At 70.9% G+C, this 14778-nt stretch carries 12 protein-coding genes; 3 read left to right on the top strand and 9 right to left on the bottom strand.

Annotation, left to right across the window (positions count from 1 at the left end):
- Positions 1-788: 788 nt before the first annotated feature.
- Together AB0H32_RS40665 and glnA are read right to left on the bottom strand one after the other, a co-directional pair.
- Positions 789-2012, bottom strand: coding sequence for a hypothetical protein (locus AB0H32_RS40665; protein ID WP_361132139.1), 1224 nt, complete (start codon positions 2010-2012; stop codon positions 789-791).
- A 628-nt stretch (positions 2013-2640) separates the two neighbouring features.
- Positions 2641-4050 carry a type I glutamate--ammonia ligase gene (glnA, locus tag AB0H32_RS40660; RefSeq protein ID WP_361132136.1) on the bottom strand — a complete coding sequence of 470 codons (1410 nt, stop codon included), beginning with the start codon at positions 4048-4050 and terminating at the stop codon, positions 2641-2643.
- Positions 4051-4260: 210 nt separating this feature from the next.
- Here glnA and AB0H32_RS40655 point away from each other — a divergent pair, with 210 nt between their 5' ends.
- A complete protein-coding gene (locus AB0H32_RS40655; RefSeq protein WP_361132133.1) occupies positions 4261-4728 on the top strand; it encodes an RDD family protein in 468 nt (155 codons plus the stop codon).
- Between the two features lie 87 nt (positions 4729-4815).
- Here the strand turns inward: AB0H32_RS40655 and AB0H32_RS40650 are convergent, their stop codons facing one another.
- From AB0H32_RS40650 to lipB, 4 genes are all read right to left on the bottom strand, one after another.
- Positions 4816-5517 carry a DUF4191 domain-containing protein gene (locus AB0H32_RS40650; protein WP_361132130.1) on the bottom strand — a complete coding sequence of 234 codons (702 nt, stop codon included), beginning with the start codon at positions 5515-5517 and terminating at the stop codon, positions 4816-4818.
- Between the two features lie 63 nt (positions 5518-5580).
- Positions 5581-5778 carry a hypothetical protein gene (locus tag AB0H32_RS40645; RefSeq protein ID WP_361132127.1) on the bottom strand — a complete coding sequence of 66 codons (198 nt, stop codon included), beginning with the start codon at positions 5776-5778 and terminating at the stop codon, positions 5581-5583.
- 227 nt (positions 5779-6005) lie between these two features.
- Positions 6006-6995, bottom strand: a complete 990-nt coding sequence (gene lipA, locus AB0H32_RS40640) for a lipoyl synthase (RefSeq protein ID WP_361132124.1) — start codon at positions 6993-6995, stop codon at positions 6006-6008.
- Between the two features lie 153 nt (positions 6996-7148).
- Positions 7149-7946: a lipoyl(octanoyl) transferase LipB gene (gene lipB, locus AB0H32_RS40635; protein ID WP_361132121.1), complete on the bottom strand. Its 798-nt coding sequence runs from the start codon at positions 7944-7946 to the stop codon at positions 7149-7151.
- A gap of 240 nt (positions 7947-8186) precedes the next feature.
- On the opposite strand from lipB, the gene AB0H32_RS40630 reads away from it, so the two are divergent.
- Complete coding sequence (locus AB0H32_RS40630) at positions 8187-9653, top strand: regulator (protein WP_361132118.1); 1467 nt, start codon at positions 8187-8189, stop codon at positions 9651-9653.
- Positions 9654-9978: 325 nt separating this feature from the next.
- On the opposite strand, the gene AB0H32_RS40625 is transcribed toward AB0H32_RS40630, so the two are convergent.
- On the bottom strand, positions 9979-11343 hold the full coding sequence (locus AB0H32_RS40625; RefSeq protein WP_361132115.1) for an NAD(P)/FAD-dependent oxidoreductase: 1365 nt from the start codon (positions 11341-11343) through the stop codon (positions 9979-9981).
- Between the two features lie 183 nt (positions 11344-11526).
- Complete coding sequence (locus tag AB0H32_RS40620; protein ID WP_361132112.1) at positions 11527-12420, bottom strand: TIGR01777 family oxidoreductase; 894 nt, start codon at positions 12418-12420, stop codon at positions 11527-11529.
- A 37-nt stretch (positions 12421-12457) separates the two neighbouring features.
- Here AB0H32_RS40620 and AB0H32_RS40615 point away from each other — a divergent pair, with 37 nt between their 5' ends.
- Positions 12458-12946, top strand: coding sequence for a GNAT family N-acetyltransferase (locus tag AB0H32_RS40615; RefSeq protein WP_361132109.1), 489 nt, complete (start codon positions 12458-12460; stop codon positions 12944-12946).
- A gap of 235 nt (positions 12947-13181) precedes the next feature.
- Here the strand turns inward: AB0H32_RS40615 and AB0H32_RS40610 are convergent, their stop codons facing one another.
- The gene (locus AB0H32_RS40610; RefSeq protein WP_361132106.1) at positions 13182-14375 is read right to left on the bottom strand and encodes a MarP family serine protease; all 1194 of its coding nucleotides are present in this window, start codon (positions 14373-14375) and stop codon (positions 13182-13184) included.
- Between the last annotated feature and the right edge of the window lie 403 nt (positions 14376-14778).

Raw genomic sequence — 14778 nt, 5'->3', positions numbered from 1 at the left:
CTGAACATGGCTGAGGGCCACCACCTGCGGCGTTCGCAGGTGGTGGCCCTCAGCCATGTCGTCCGACGTCGTGACGCCCGGCGGTCATGGCACACGTCGAAGAAGCGACGACCTGCCTCGGTCACCTCGGGTGATCGACGGCACCGTTGCTCTGACCAGCGCGGACGCCATCGTTGTTTGTCGTCATTGGTCGTTGTCGGCCCCCCTGGGACGGCCCACGGACGGGCCCCGCTCGAATGGCCGAGGGCCTCGCCCCTGGGTGAGGCCTCAAGCTGGCAGGACGGAGCCGGCGGATTTACAGCATCGGTCCGCTGCGATCCGGCCGTCCGGCTGGGTTCTGTCGTGCCGATCAAGGTCGCGGATGCGGTACCCGCCACGTGACTTTGCCATGCAGCGGCGAATACCAGCTGGTCAGCGTCCCGTCTGCCAGGCAGGATCCCCTTCATGGGCACGGACATCCATGGATTCACCTCGCCAAGCGGCACGGGGCCGAGAATGTCCGCCTGGTGGTCCGGTTCGACAACTGATGCCCCTCCGGGGCTCTCATGCACGAAGCCGGCCGTGATGATCTCCACCGGTCGCCGGCCGCAGACAACAGTGCGTCGGGGGCCGGGGGCGAAGCTCCCGGTGCGGACCTTGGGAATGCCCAGGTCCAGATCGCCGGCCTGGGCCGTGAGCACCTCCACGCGGTGCCCGTTGCGCCAGATCTGCTACACCACTCCAGCAGACGCCCTCCGCCTGGCCGGGAAGGGGAGGCATCCGGTATGCCTCACCTTCACGGACGTATTTCAGCGACGACGAAGGAAGACGAACAACACGCCGGGGCCGTCCGCCGGAGGGGAGAAGGCACCGGCCGCGCGAAGGGAGAGGAAGGGCGGTTGCACACCGCGCGGCAACGGCTTTGGATGCCCTGTGCTCAACGGCACCGCCACGGGCGCACCGGCTGCGGTGTCGTCGCCCTGGGCAATGCCATACGCCTGTCCGTCGTCGTCGGCAGACAGCAGCAGGATCCGGCGACTGGTCTCGCTTCCCGCGAAGCAGTAGCCCTTGCCCGATGTGAGGTCGAACGCGAGCGATCCGGCCAGCAGGTAACGGCCGTTCAGCGACAACGCGCTGGGGGTGTCCCACTCCGGCAGATCGCTTGGCGAGCACCGTGTCGAAGCCTCGACCCTGCCGGTCTCGGCGTTGTGCACGGCCCATATGTCGTCCCCGTTGTCCGCAGCGGCCCAGGACGCGATGAGATGGCCGGAGACGGCGAAGTGGGCTGTGCTCTTGTACTGCTCATAGTCGTGAGTCGAGGCACCGTGCGGAACGACCCGGCTGGAGTTCCAGACACCAGGAACACCGAACCCGCCGACGGAGTTGGCCAGCACCGGCCCGCGCGCGGTCAGCGCCTTGACCTCACTGGTGACGCAAGCGATCGCCCCGCACGTGGGCTCGCCGAGTTTTGTGGTGTCGGGGTAGTGCTTCAGGTGCCCGGTCCGCATGTCGACGGAGACGGACTCGTCGCCACTGTCCGTGGTGACCAGCAGCCCCGCTCCGCCGTCGCGCGCCCGCGCCACGCCCGAGTATCTGTCGACCGGCACCTGCACCACATGTGCGGGGGCGGCAGAGGCGCCGGAGGTGTCGACGGGGTAGATGTCGACCTCGACCACTTCCCGGGGCTTGGAGAGCGCGTCGCCCTTGTCCGTGCCCTGTGCCCAGACGGCCAAGTACTCGCGGCCGCCCTGCCTGACGGCCTCCACACCTGGGGTCTCCGCGACGGCTTTGCCCGTTGTCTCCTGCGCCTTCGGCGGATGCCAGGGCTTGCTGCCGAACCGCAGCGCACCCGTTGCCTCGTCGCGGGCCTCCAGGATGTACGAGCTCCCCTGCTTCTTGAGGAGCGCGACGACCCCGGCCCCCGACGCTGCGGCATAGGGCCGGCCGGTGGCATCCTCCGGGACCCACGGGAGAGCCTCCTGCCAGCCCTTGGTGCTGTCGAACGCCCGCGGGACCGGAACCTTCACCTTCAACGCCTGCTGACTCCCGCCGGGACCCGTCACCTCCGGGCCTGCGCCCTCGCCTCCGCCACCGGACCCGCCGCAAGCCACAAGTGCCAACAACCCCAAGGCCGTTGCTGCAGCCGACGATGCCCTTGTGTATCTCACGAACGACCAGCCTCTCAGTCACACGGCAGGGCCCGGTCGATCGACTGTTGCCCCCGTAATGTCCCTACGAGGCGGGGACTTTACCGAAGTCCGTGATCCAAACGATCGCGTGACCGTGCCGGGCTGGACGAGTGTGGATTGTCATCACCCGTGCCGCACAAGGCGATTGGCGCGCCCTCACCCACCGAACGGTAAGTGCGGGGCCCGGTAGTGCGACCTGGCTGGCAAAGAGCATGCCCGGCGCTTCGACCGGAAGACCGACGCAGAGCGCCGGCTGGACGAAGTGACGGCTGCCCTGGTGACCGGTAGCCACGTCGATCTATTCGTGGGCGAGCTGAAGCGGCTGCTCGATGGCCGTGAGGACGGCTGGGTCGTGTCGGCGACAACGGCGCGCAGCTGGGGCCGTGGAAGATCGATCAAATGAATTGCGGACCCTCTGCGGACCGGCAGAGGGTCCGCAACGCGAACCGTGGGGTCAGACCCTGGTCAGGGCCTACACGTCGAAGTACAGCTCGAACTCGTGCGGGTGCGGGCGCAGCTGCAGCGGGGCGATCTCGTTCGTGCGCTTGAAGTCGATCCACGTCTCGATCAGGTCCGGCGTGAACACGTCGCCCTGGAGGAGGAACTCGTGGTCGGCCTCCAGGGAGTCGAGCACGGCCGGGAGGGAGGTCGGGACCTGGGCCACGTTGGCGTGCTCCTCGGGAGCCAGCTCGTAGAGGTCCTTGTCGATCGGCTCGGCCGGCTCGATCTTGTTCTTGATGCCGTCCAGGCCCGCGAGGAGCAGGGCGGAGAAGGCCAGGTACGGGTTGCCGGAGGAGTCCGGCGCGCGGAACTCGACGCGCTTGGCCTTCGGGTTCGAGCCGGTGATCGGGATACGCATGGCCGCGGAGCGGTTGCGCTGCGAGTACACCAGGTTGATCGGCGCCTCGAAGCCCGGCACCAGACGGTGGTAGGAGTTCACCGTCGGGTTGGTGAAGGCCAGCAGCGACGGGGCGTGCTTGAGGATGCCGCCGATGTAGTAGCGGGCGGTGTCCGAGAGGCCCGCGTAGCCGGCCTCGTCGTAGAACAGCGGGTCGCCGTTGCTCCACAGCGACTGGTGCACGTGCATGCCCGAGCCGTTGTCGCCGAAGATCGGCTTCGGCATGAAGGTCGCGGTCTTGCCGTTGCGCCAGGCCACGTTCTTCACGATGTACTTGAAGAGCTGGAGGTCGTCGGCCGCGGCGAGCAGCGTGTTGAACTTGTAGTTGATCTCGGCCTGGCCGGCGGTGCCGACCTCATGGTGCTGGCGCTCGACCTTCAGGCCCTGCTTGTCCAGCTCCAGGGAGATCTCGGCGCGCAGGTCGGCGAAGTGGTCGACCGGCGGGACCGGGAAGTAGCCACCCTTGTAGCGGACCTTGTAACCACGGTTGTTCTCCAGGGCGCCGGTGTTCCAGGCGCCGGCCTCGGAGTCGATGTGGTAGAAGGACTCGTTCGCGCCCGTCGCGAAGCGGACCGAGTCGAAGACGTAGAACTCGGCCTCGGGACCGAAGTACGCGGTGTCCGCGATGCCGGTGGAGGCGAGGTAGGCCTCGGCCTTCTTCGCCACGTTGCGCGGGTCACGGGAGTACTGCTCGCCCGTGATCGGGTCGTGGATGAAGAAGTTGATGTTGAGGGTCTTGTCGCGGCGGAACGGGTCGACCCGGGCGGTCGACAGGTCCGCGCGCAGCGCCATGTCGGACTCGTGAATGGCCTGGAAGCCACGGATCGACGATCCGTCGAAGGCGAGCTCCTCGTCCGGGTCGAACGCCTCGACGGGCACCGTGAAGTGCTGCATGACGCCCGGCAGGTCGCAGAAGCGGACGTCGATGAACTTGACGTCCTCGTCCGCGATGAACTTCTTGGCCTCGTCGGCGTTCTGGAACATCCAGCTCCTCCTACTCCCGACCGTCCTCGCCGGGGCGGTAGATCGTTCGTGCGGCCAGTGCGGTGGCACACGCTGGTCTCGACCCTAGGGACGGGTGATTTCTCGGGCGTGACCCGTTTGTTTCGCAGAAGTTAACCGGCCACGGTTCCACCGTAGCCCCGACACACCCCTCCGCGCCGCACCCGGATCCGGGCGCAGTACCGTGGTCGGGTGGACAACAGGCAAGCAATCGGATCGTGGCTGTCCGGGCCGCGCGCGGCCATGGAAGACGCCGGAGCCGACTTCGGATACCGGGGCGAGCAGCTCGGGCTCCCGGAGGAGGGACCGAACTCGATCGCCCGGCCCGGCAGGCGGCTCGGGGCGCTCGCCGTGGACTGGGGCCTGTGCGTGTTGATCGCATACGGCCTGATCACGCACGGCAACAGCCCCGCCACCAGCAACTGGGCGCTGCTCATCTTCTTCGTGATGAGCGCCCTGACGGTCGGCACGGTGGGCTTCACCCCGGGCAAGCGCCTGTTCGGCATCCGGGTCGTGGCCCTGCAGACCGGCACCGTGAACCCGCTGCGTTCCCTGCTGCGCACGGTCCTGCTGTGCCTCGCGATCCCCGCGCTGGTCTGGGACCGGGACGGCCGCGGCCTGCACGACCGGATCGCGAAGACCGTCGAGGTGCGGGTCTGATCTCCCGCTCTCCAACACCGACACGGGCCGGCCCCGGAACTCTCGGAGTTCCGGGGCCGGCCCGTGTGAGAAGGAAAGCGGTGGAGGTCAGCGCGCCTTCGGGCCGCCCTTCGGCATCCGCATGCCCTTGGGCATCGGACCCTTCGGCAGCGGCATGTTGCTCATCAGGTCGCCCATGGCGCGCAGCCGGTCGTTGGTGGTGGTCACCTGGGGGCCGGTGAGCACGCGCGGGAACTTCAGCATGGTCGTGCGCAGCTTCTTCAGCTCGACCTGGCCCTCGCCGGTGCCGACGATCACGTCGTGCACGGGCACGTCCGCCACGATGCGGTTCATCTTTTTCTTCTCGGCGGCCAGCAGGCTCTTCACCCGGTTCGGGTTGCCCTCCGCGACCAGCACGATGCCGGCCTTGCCGACGGCCCGGTGCACCACGTCCTGGCTGCGGTTCATCGCCACCGCGGGAGTCGTCGTCCAGCCCCGGCCGATGTTGTCCAGAACGGCCGCTGCGGCGCCCGGCTGGCCCTCCATCTGCCCGAAGGCGGCCCGCTCGGCCCGGCGCCCGAACACGATCGCCATCGCGAGAAGGCCCAGAAACAGGCCCAGGATGCCGAGATAGACCGGGTGGCCGATCAGGAAGCCGATCGCGAGGAACACACCGAGGGTGCCGATGCCGACGGCCCCGAGGACAAGACCGATCTTCTTGTCGGCCTTGCGGGTCATCTTGTACGTGAGGGCGATCTGCTTCAGTCGCCCTGCGTTCGCGGCGTCCGCCGCGGTTTCCTTCCTCGCCATGCCACGAAGTCTACGTGGCCCCGGGAGTGCCCACGACGGCAGTGCCCGGCGGGGGGGAGGAGGTCAGGGGCGGGTGGCGGCCTGCTCCAGGACGCGCTGCGCCTCGACCCTGTCCTTGGCACGGCGGCGGTCCTCCAGCACGGAGGTCCAGGCATTGCGGCGGGCAGTGCGCTGGCCACCGCTCATGAGCAGGGATTCCACGGCGCGGAGCGCGTCGGTGAAGGACGGGATGGCGGTGGCGCGTACGGGCGCGGCCTGCATGGTCGAGGTCCCCCCTCGGTCCGGGTGTACGGGGTGTGATACCAGAGTCACTGATTGGTGTTACCAGGGCGTGACCGACCGGTCAAACACCAATGAAGCCTTGATACAGAGCACCGAAACACTGACGCGGCCCTGATGGTCGTCCTCATCAGCGAGGACGGTCAGGACCGCGTCGACTCGGCCATTACTGGCCGGTAATTACTTGTGCGTGAATTCACACGCGCCGTTCACACCGCCTGGGCGGCGATGTGCGGACCACCCTGCTGCGGAGCGGCCGACCGACGCTGCTCGATCGCCATCCGGTACAGGCGCCCGGCGCGGTACGAGGACCGCACCAGCGGGCCGGACATCACACCGGAGAAGCCGATCTGCTCGGCCTCCTCCTGCAGCTCCACGAACTCCTGCGGCTTGACCCAGCGCTCCACGGGGTGGTGGCGCACGGAGGGGCGCAGGTACTGGGTGATGGTGACCAGCTCGCAGCCCGCGTCGTGCAGCTGCCCGAGCGCCTCGCTGATCTCCTCGCGGGTCTCGCCCATGCCGAGGATCAGGTTGGACTTGGTGACCAGGCCGTAGTCGCGGGCCTCGGTGATGACCTTCAGCGAGCGCTCGTAGCGGAAGCCGGGGCGGATCCGCTTGAAGATCCGGGGCACCGTCTCGACGTTGTGCGCGAAGACCTCGGGGCGGGAGGAGAACACCTCGGCGAGCTGCTCGGGGACCGCGTTGAAGTCGGGAGCCAGCAGCTCCACCTTCGTGCGGCCGCCCTCGCGCCCGGCCGTCTGCTCGTGGATCTGGCGCACGGTCTCGGCGTACAGCCAGGCGCCGCCGTCCTCCAGGTCGTCGCGGGCGACGCCGGTGATGGTGGCGTAGTTCAGGTCCATCGTGACCACGGACTCGCCGACCCGGCGAGGCTCGTCGCGGTCCAGGGCCTCGGGCTTGCCGGTGTCGATCTGGCAGAAGTCGCAGCGCCGGGTGCACTGGTCGCCGCCGATGAGGAAGGTCGCCTCGCGGTCCTCCCAGCACTCGTAGATGTTCGGGCAGCCGGCTTCCTGGCAGACCGTGTGCAGGCCCTCGCTCTTCACGAGGTTCTGCATCTTCGTGTACTCGGGACCCATTTTCGCCCGGGTCTTGATCCACTCGGGCTTGCGCTCGATGGGGGTCTGGCTGTTGCGGACCTCCAGGCGCAGCATCTTGCGTCCGTCGGGTGCGACTGCGGACACGACCGGCTCCCTAGCGATTGATTCTTCGGCGTTCTTCAGGGTACGCCCGTTGATTTGTTGGTCGGCGTCGGTGCTGGCCTTGCCGGGGGCTGCCGCCCCCGGACCCCCGCCTTCGGCCTTCGGCCTCGTCCTCGAACGCCGGACGGGCTGTTTTTATGCCGGTGTCTTCTCGATCACCCGCGGCTTCGGCTCCGCGTTCTCCAGCACGTCCCTCAGGTGCCGCTCGATCACCGGCAGCACCTCGTCGATGGTGATGTCGCGGCCCAGCTCGCCCGCGAGGGAGGCCACCCCCGCGTCGCGGATGCCGCACGGGATGATCCGGTCGAACCAGCGGTTGTCCGGGTTCACGTTGAAGGAGAAGCCGTGCATCGTGACGCCCTTGGCGACGCGGATGCCGATCGCGGCGATCTTGCGGTCCTCGCGGCGCTGCCCGGCGTTGGAGGGAGCGTACTCCGGGCCGTTGAGGCGGGGGTCGAACTCCTCGTCGTTCAGCCGCGGGTCGAAGTCGAGGGAGAGCCCGCCGAGCGCCGGCCGCTGCTCGATCGGGTCGCCGAGCACCCACACGCCGCTGCGGCCCTCGACCCGGGTGGTCTCCACGCCGAACTCGGCGCAGGTGCGGATGAGCGCGTCCTCGAGACGGCGCACATGGGCGACGACGTCCACCGGGCGGGGCAGCTTCTGGATCGGGTAGCCCACCAGCTGGCCGGGGCCGTGCCAGGTGATCTTGCCGCCGCGGTCCACGTCGATGACCGGGGTGCCGTCCAGCGGACGCTCGCTGTCCTCGGTGCGCCGGCCCGCCGTGTACACCGGGGGGTGCTCCAGGAGGATCACGGTGTCGGGGACCTCGTCGGTGAACCGGGCCGCGTGCACCCGGCGCTGCTCGTCCCACGCCTCCTGGTAATCGACGGCATCCGCACCGAACCCCATGCGGACGAACCGCAACTCACTCACGGCAAGCGCCTCCCTCAGCGAACCGGTGTGTCAGGCCTGTAACGCGCCCACGCCACTGTACGTCCGACCGGCGTACGTCAGCCCAGCGGTCAATACTCACACGATCGGATGAATGCGTGGCGAACTGTGCGATCGCTTGCTCACTCTCCGCTACATTCGCGCCGTCCAAGAGGCCATAAGGGCTGCTCACAGGCAATCCCGGCACTTCAGAGGCCCGGAAGGCAGGAGACCGCACCACAGATGACGGATCGACCCGCGCAGCGCACCCCCAACCGCCAGCTCGCCGCGCTCATCGCAGAGGCGGGGTTCTCCAACGCGGGTCTGGCCCGTCGCGTCGACCAGCTCGGCCTGGAGCACGGACTGGACCTCAGATACGACAAGACGTCCGTCACCCGCTGGCTGCGCGGACAGCAGCCCCGGGGCACGACGCCCGCCCTCATCGCCGAGGTGTTCACACGCCGGCTCGGCCGTCGGCTCACCGCCCAGGACCTCGGCCTGGACGCCTGCGCCCCGGTGTACGCGGGCCTGGAGTTCGCGGCCACCCCGGAGGAGGCCGTCGACATCGTCAGCGGGCTGTGGCGCAAGGACTCCGGCAGCCACGCCGAGCTGCGCAAGATCGCCTTCACCCCCGCGGGGCTCGTCGTGCCCAGCCGGGACTGGCTGATCGGCAAGGCCGACGACAGGGTGGCCCGCGAGCCGGTGCACCGGGTGCCCGCCCAGGTCCGGGTCGGCGCCCCCAAGGACCGCCCGGAGGCCGTACCGGCTTCGCTGCGGCCCCGCGGACACGCCGCCCGCGCCCCCGGGCACAAGGTCACCGGCGGTGACATCGCCGCGCTGCGCTCGGTCGGCGAGCTGTTCCGCACCCTCGACGACGCGTACGGCGGCGGCCACGCCCGGCAGGCCCTGGTGCGCTATCTGGAGCACGAGTGCGAGCCGATGCTGCGCGGCACCTACGACGAGCAGAGCGGCCGCCGGCTGTTCGCCGCGGCCGCGGACCTCACCCGGCTCGCGGGCTGGACCTCCTACGACATCGCCGCGCACGGACTCGCCCAGCGCTACTTCGTGCAGGCCCTGCGCCTGGCCCAGGCGGCGGGCGACCGGGCGTACGGCTCGTACGTGCTGGTCACCATGAGCCGCCAGGCCGTCTACCTCGGGCACGGCAGGGAGGCGGTCCAGCTGGCGCGGGTGGCGCAGCAGGGAGTGGGTACCGGCGCGCCGCCGGTGGTGCAGGCGCTGCTGCACGCCTCCGAGGCCCGCGCGCACGGGGTGCTCGGTGAGGTGCGAGCGTGCACGGGGGCGCTGGTGCGGGCCGAGCGCGCCCTGGAAGCGGCCCGGCCCGGGGACGAGGTGCCGTACTGGGCCCGGTTCTTCGACGAGGCGCAGCTCGCCGACGAGTTCGGGCACTGCCACCGTGACCTGCAGCAGTTCCGGGCAGCCGCCCAGCACGCGGAGCGCTCGCTCCAGCTCCGCGCTCCCTCCTACGCCCGCAGTCGCCTCTTCTGCCGCGTCGTCCTCGCCACCGCCCGGCTCGGCCTCGGCGAACTCGACCAGGCCTGCACACTGGCCGCGGAGGCGGCCGGCCAGGCGGCCGAGATGCGCTCCGTGCGCGCGATCGAGTACGTCAAGGACTTCGAGCGGCGCCTGGAGCCCTACAAGGACGCGGCACCGGTGAGGGGGTACCGGGACAGGGTCTCCGCACTGGGCTGAGCGGCCTTCGGCACCGCCGGTCCCCACCGCTCCGGCGGAGCGCCGCCGCGGCGGGGACCACCGGCAGGAAGCGGCAGGGGGACGGGTGCGCCGCCGTCCTGCCGCCGTGGTGATGAACCGCGGCGGCGTGGGCCGGTGGTGCCGGATTCTCGGCAACCCCGCGCTGCGTCCGGTGTGGCCGGGCGCCGCCGCGGCGGGGACCACCGGCAGGAAGCGGCAGGGGGATGGGTGCGCCGCCGTCCTGCCGCCGTGGTGAGCGACCGCGGCGGCGTCGGGCGGTGGTGCCGGGCTGTCCGGGACCCCGTGCTGTGGTCCGTTCGGTGGGCTACGCGGCCCGTGGCATCGTCGGTGTCGGGTCCGACGTGTTCAGCGAGCCCGTCGCTCCCAGGTCGGACAGGATGGCCGCGGTGGCGCGGTGGGCCGAGTGGAGGGCTCCCTGGACCGTGCTGGTGTCGCGGTGGTCGCCGCAGACGTACAGGCCCGCCAGCAGGCGCACCGGGCGGCGCAGGTCGTGCGGCGGGCGCATCGCAGGTACCGCCTCGGGTGTGTGATGCACCGCCAGCGTCTCCCAGCGGCGCGTCGAGGTGCCGTAGAGCCGGGCGAGGTGGATGCGGACGGCGGTGTCGATGCCGTCGGGAGGGGTACCGAGCACCGTCGACGAGATCAGGACCCGGCCGGCCGGCGCGCGGCTCGGATCCACGGCGCTGAGCACCGCCGTGTGCGCGACCGGCCCACCGCGGTCGGCGTCCAGCAGCAGCGAGGTGCCGGTGGCGAGGACCGCCGAGGGATCGTCCGTGGTGTGGTGGACGATCGTCACGGGATGGAAGTCCGGCACCCTGAGGCCCGGCAGCAGTTCGGCCGCGGCCCGCGCGTCGGTCGCCAGCAGCACCGCGCGACAGCGGATCTCCCCGTGCTCGGCCGTGGTCACCGACGTCGTGGACACGGAGGTGACCCGCACCCCGGTGTGCACGGTGCCGGCCGGCAGCGCGCGGGCCAGCTGCTCGGGCAGCATCTCCGCGCCGCCCTCCGGCACGCACAGCCGCCCGCTCGCGAACGAGTGCAGCGCCAGGTCGGCGCACCGGCTGGAGGTGGTCAGCTCCGGGTCGCACAGCAGCGCGGCGAGCAGCGGACGCAGGAAGCCGTCGATCGTCCGGGCGGGCACCCCACGGGCCGCGAGGGCCTGCGCGGCGGGCAGTTCGGGCCGTGCCAGCAGGCGCTCGACAGGGGTGGCGGCGATCCGCCCGAGGGCGGTGCCGAGCCGGGCCTGGTCCACCGCGCGCCCCACCGGCGCACCGGTGCGGCCCGTGGACGCCGCCGCACCCCTGGGGGCGCTCGCCAGGGCGCGCACCATATGGAGTGCGCCCCTTGCGCTCCCGCCGACCGCCGGTGCACCCGCCCGGTGCGTGTGTCCGTCGCGGTGCAGCAGGACACCCGGCGCGAAGCGGCGCAGGGTGAGCGGGCCGAGCCCCGGGGTGCGGCGGAGCTCGGGGTAGGACGTGGACAGCAGCTGTCCGATGCGGTCGAGCCGGAAGCCGTCGACCTTCTCGGTCGACATACGGCCGCCCGCGTAAGGGGCGGCCTCCAGGACTGCGGTCGTTACTCCTGCGCTGGTGAGCCGATGGGCCGCCGAGAGTCCGGCGATCCCGGCTCCCACGATGACGACGTCCACCTGGTACGCGGGCTCAAGCACGAGGCCCCTCCTGTGGTTGCGCGGCCGGTGGAGACGTCATGCCCCCAACAGGCTCCAGGGATACCCGAGTTCGGGTCGAGGTTAGGGCCGTGATCGGTCAGGAACAGTCGCGCATCAACAGGGCACGGTCGCACGCCGGTCGCATGCGGTCGCAACGGATCCCAGAAGCGTCCTGATGTCCTGTCAGGCCGCGCGGATCGCATCGTCGATGCCCGGAAACGCAAAGGTGAACCCCGACTCCAGCAGCCGCTTCGGCACCACCCGCATGCTGCCCAGCACCTCCCCGGCCATCTCGCCCAGCACCGCCCGCAGCACCGGCGCCGGGACGGTGCACAGCGCCGGCCGGTGCAGCACCCGCCCCATCGCCCTGGTGACCTCACGGTTCGTCAGCGGCTGCGGCGCCGTCAGGTTGAACGGCCCGGACAGCGTCTCCTGGTCGATGAGATGCCGGATCGCGGCGACCTCGTCGTGCAGCGCGATGTACGACCAGTACTGCCGCCCGTCGCCCATGCGCCCTCCGAGCCCGGCCCTGAACAGCGGGAACAGCCGTCCCCAGGCCCCGCCGCCGCGCGCGATCACCAGCCCGGTGCGCAGGAACACCGTCCGGATGCCCGCCTCCTGCACGGGCGCCGCCGCCTCCTCCCACTCCACGCACAGGGACGGCAGGAAACCGTCCCCCGGCGGCGCGTCCTCGTTCACGGCCCGGTCGCCGGTGTCGCCGTAGAAGCCCATCGCGCTGCCGTTCAGGAACACCCGCGGCGGGGTGTCCAGCGAGGCCACCGCCTCGGCCAGCGCCACCGTGCCCAGCACCCGGCTGTCCCGGATCCGCCGCTTGTACTCCGCGGTCCAGCGCCGGTCGCCGATCCCTGCACCCGCGAGGTTGACCACCGCGTCGCAGCCTGCCAGCCCGCCCGCGTCCACCTGCTGACGCTCCGGGTCCCAGCGGACCTCGTTCCCGTCCCGGGGTGCGCGACGGACCAGGCGCACCACCTCGTGCCCGTCGGCGGTCAGGGACCGCACCAGGGCGCTGCCGATCAGACCGGACGCGCCGGCCACCGCGATTCGCGTACGTTCCATGACCCCATCTTTCATGGTCACGTCTAAGGTGGCCGTCATGTCAGAGCCGTACATACGTGTCGCCGTGCCCGCCGACCAGGAGGAGTTGGGCGTCCTCGACCGGGCCACATGGTCCCCGCTGCATGCTGTCCTGCCCCCACCGCAGCCGCCGTACTCGCCCTTCTTCGACGAGCACCACCCGCCCGAGGACTTCCTCGTCGCCGCCCTCGCGGGGCGCATCGCCGGCTACATCCATGTCGTCCCGCCGACCCGCCTGGACTCCAACGCGCACGTCCGCCAGATCCAGGGCCTGGCCGTGGCCGACGAGGCGCGCGGCAAGGGCGTCGCCCGCGCACTGATCCGGGCCGCGATCGAGGAGGCGCGGGGGCGCGGCGCGCGGCGCATGACCCTGCGCGTGCTCGGGCACAACACACCGGCCCGTCGGCTCTACGAGTCCGAGGGGTTCGCGGTCGAGGGCGTGCTGCCCGAGGAGTTCCTGCTCCGGGGGGAGTACGTCGACGACGTACTCATGGGCCGCTCCCTGTGAACGGTGGGTGACCGTCAACGGCGCCTGGCCGTCGAGGGTGGGTGAGCGTCAACGGCGCGCGACCGTCGAGGGTGGGCGACCGTCAACGGCGCCTGACCGTCGACGGCGGATGAGCACGAACCGCGGATGAGCACGAACCGCGGATGAGCACGAACCGCGGATGAGCACGAACCGCGGATGAGCACGAACCGCGGACGAGCACGAACCGCGGACGAGCACGAACGGTGCCTGGGCGCTACGACGTGATCAGCCGGCCCGTGTCCACCGGCGTCGTCGCCACGGCCGCGCGCCCGGCGTCGCCCGCCACCTCGGCGGCAGTCAGGACGTACCCCGTCTCGGCGTCCGAGGTGGAGCGGGCGAAGACCACGCCGAACACCCGGCCGTGGGTGGTCAGCAGCGGGCCGCCGGAGTTGCCCGGCCGGACCGTCGAGCGGATCGAGTAGATCTCCCGGGTGACCGTGTGGTCGCTGTAGATGTTCTGGCCGGTCGCTCGCACCCGGCCCGCCACCGTCGCCGCCTGCAGATCCAGGCTCCCGTCCTGCGGATAGCCCGCGACCACCGCCGCCTCGCCCCGCACGGCACTGTGGTCGAAGCGCAGCACCGGGGCGCGCAGCCCGGGCACGTACAGCACCGCCACGTCCCGGTCGGGGTCGAAGAGCACCACCCGGGCCTCGTACGACCGCCCGACCCCGCCCAGGCGCACGCTCGGGTGCCCGATGCCCGCCACCACGTGCGCGTTGGTCATCACGTGCCGCGGGGAGTACACGAAGCCGCTGCCCTCCCGGCCCTCGGTGCCGGCCGCGCCCTCGATCTTGACGGTGCTCCGCTTGGCCGCGTTCGTCGCGGCCGGCGTGACGCTGTCGCCGGTGGGTCTGGCCACCTGGGCCGTCGACTCGTTCTCGAACGGGTTGAAGACCTGCGGGAAACCCGCCTCCGTCAGCGCTGACGTGGCCCGGGAGAACCACACCGGGGTCGTGTCGGGCATCGTCTGCTGCACCGCGCCCAGCAACGCGGAGTTCCGGATCGCCGTCGTCAGGGTCTGCGACGAGGAGGCGGCCAGCACGCTCGCCGCGACCCAGGCCACGATCAGCACGGCGACCGAGTTCGCCGCCGCGCCCCCTATGCCGTCCGCCACCCGCAGCGGGCCCCGCCCCTCCCGGTCCAGCTCCCGCCGCAGCCGCAGGGCCAGCCGGCCCGCCAGCTCGTGCCCCAGCATCCCCGGCACCAGCACGGTCAGCACCGCCAGTACGGTCGCCGCCGACGACCCGCGCGCAGCCAGACCGGTCACCCAGGGCAGCACCCACACGCCGACGACCGCGCCGCCCACGAACCCGGCCAGCGAAACGCATCCGGCCACCAGCCCGCGCCGGTATCCGGATGCCGCGTAGACGACGATCACCAGCGCAAGCACCAGGTCGAGCAGGTCCACGGAGCCGCCTTTCTCTCGGACCCTTTCTCATACGGGCGCGACGGGCCCGATGATCAGTCACGCGCACGCAGGACCGATCATCGGACGGCGAACCGGCCACGCGTACGTATACCCCCAGAAACGTTCTGGACCGGGACGATGGTTCCACCGGGTGGCACAGCACACATCGCGGGCCGCGATGATCGGTCCGACAGTGGGTCCATGCGTGTCTTGCGACGAACGCCGCCGGCAGGGAAGCCGCGGACCGCTCACGGTCCCCGCAGTCCACTGGTGCTGCTCGGGTGTCTGCCCTGCCTGACCGCTGTCCTCGCGCTGACCCTGTGCGCCAGCGGCGTCGAGCGCCCCACGATGACCTCCTCCTCGCTCAGTTCATGCCCTGCCGCGCCCTTGTAGCGGGGGATGA

This window comes from Streptomyces sp. NPDC020362, from assembly GCF_040642095.1.
GTDB lineage: Bacteria > Actinomycetota > Actinomycetes > Streptomycetales > Streptomycetaceae > Streptomyces.
The sequence above is the reverse complement of the archived record's forward strand: the minus strand, read 5'-3'. Positions and strand labels throughout refer to the sequence as shown.

Bases quoted from the DNA above. Each gene is read 5' to 3' on its own strand.
- glnA (WP_361132136.1), bottom strand. From the start codon at position 4,050: ATGTTCCAGAACGCCGACGAGGCCAAGAAGTTCATCGCGGACGAGGAC.
- AB0H32_RS40645 (WP_361132127.1), bottom strand. From the start codon at position 5,778: ATGCAGGCCGCGCCCGTACGCGCCACCGCCATCCCGTCCTTCACCGAC.
- AB0H32_RS40630 (WP_361132118.1), top strand. From the start codon at position 8,187: ATGACGGATCGACCCGCGCAGCGCACCCCCAACCGCCAGCTCGCCGCG.
- AB0H32_RS40650 (WP_361132130.1), bottom strand. From the start codon at position 5,517: ATGGCGAGGAAGGAAACCGCGGCGGACGCCGCGAACGCAGGGCGACTG.
- AB0H32_RS40615 (WP_361132109.1), top strand. From the start codon at position 12,458: ATGTCAGAGCCGTACATACGTGTCGCCGTGCCCGCCGACCAGGAGGAG.
- AB0H32_RS40620 (WP_361132112.1), bottom strand. From the start codon at position 12,420: ATGGAACGTACGCGAATCGCGGTGGCCGGCGCGTCCGGTCTGATCGGC.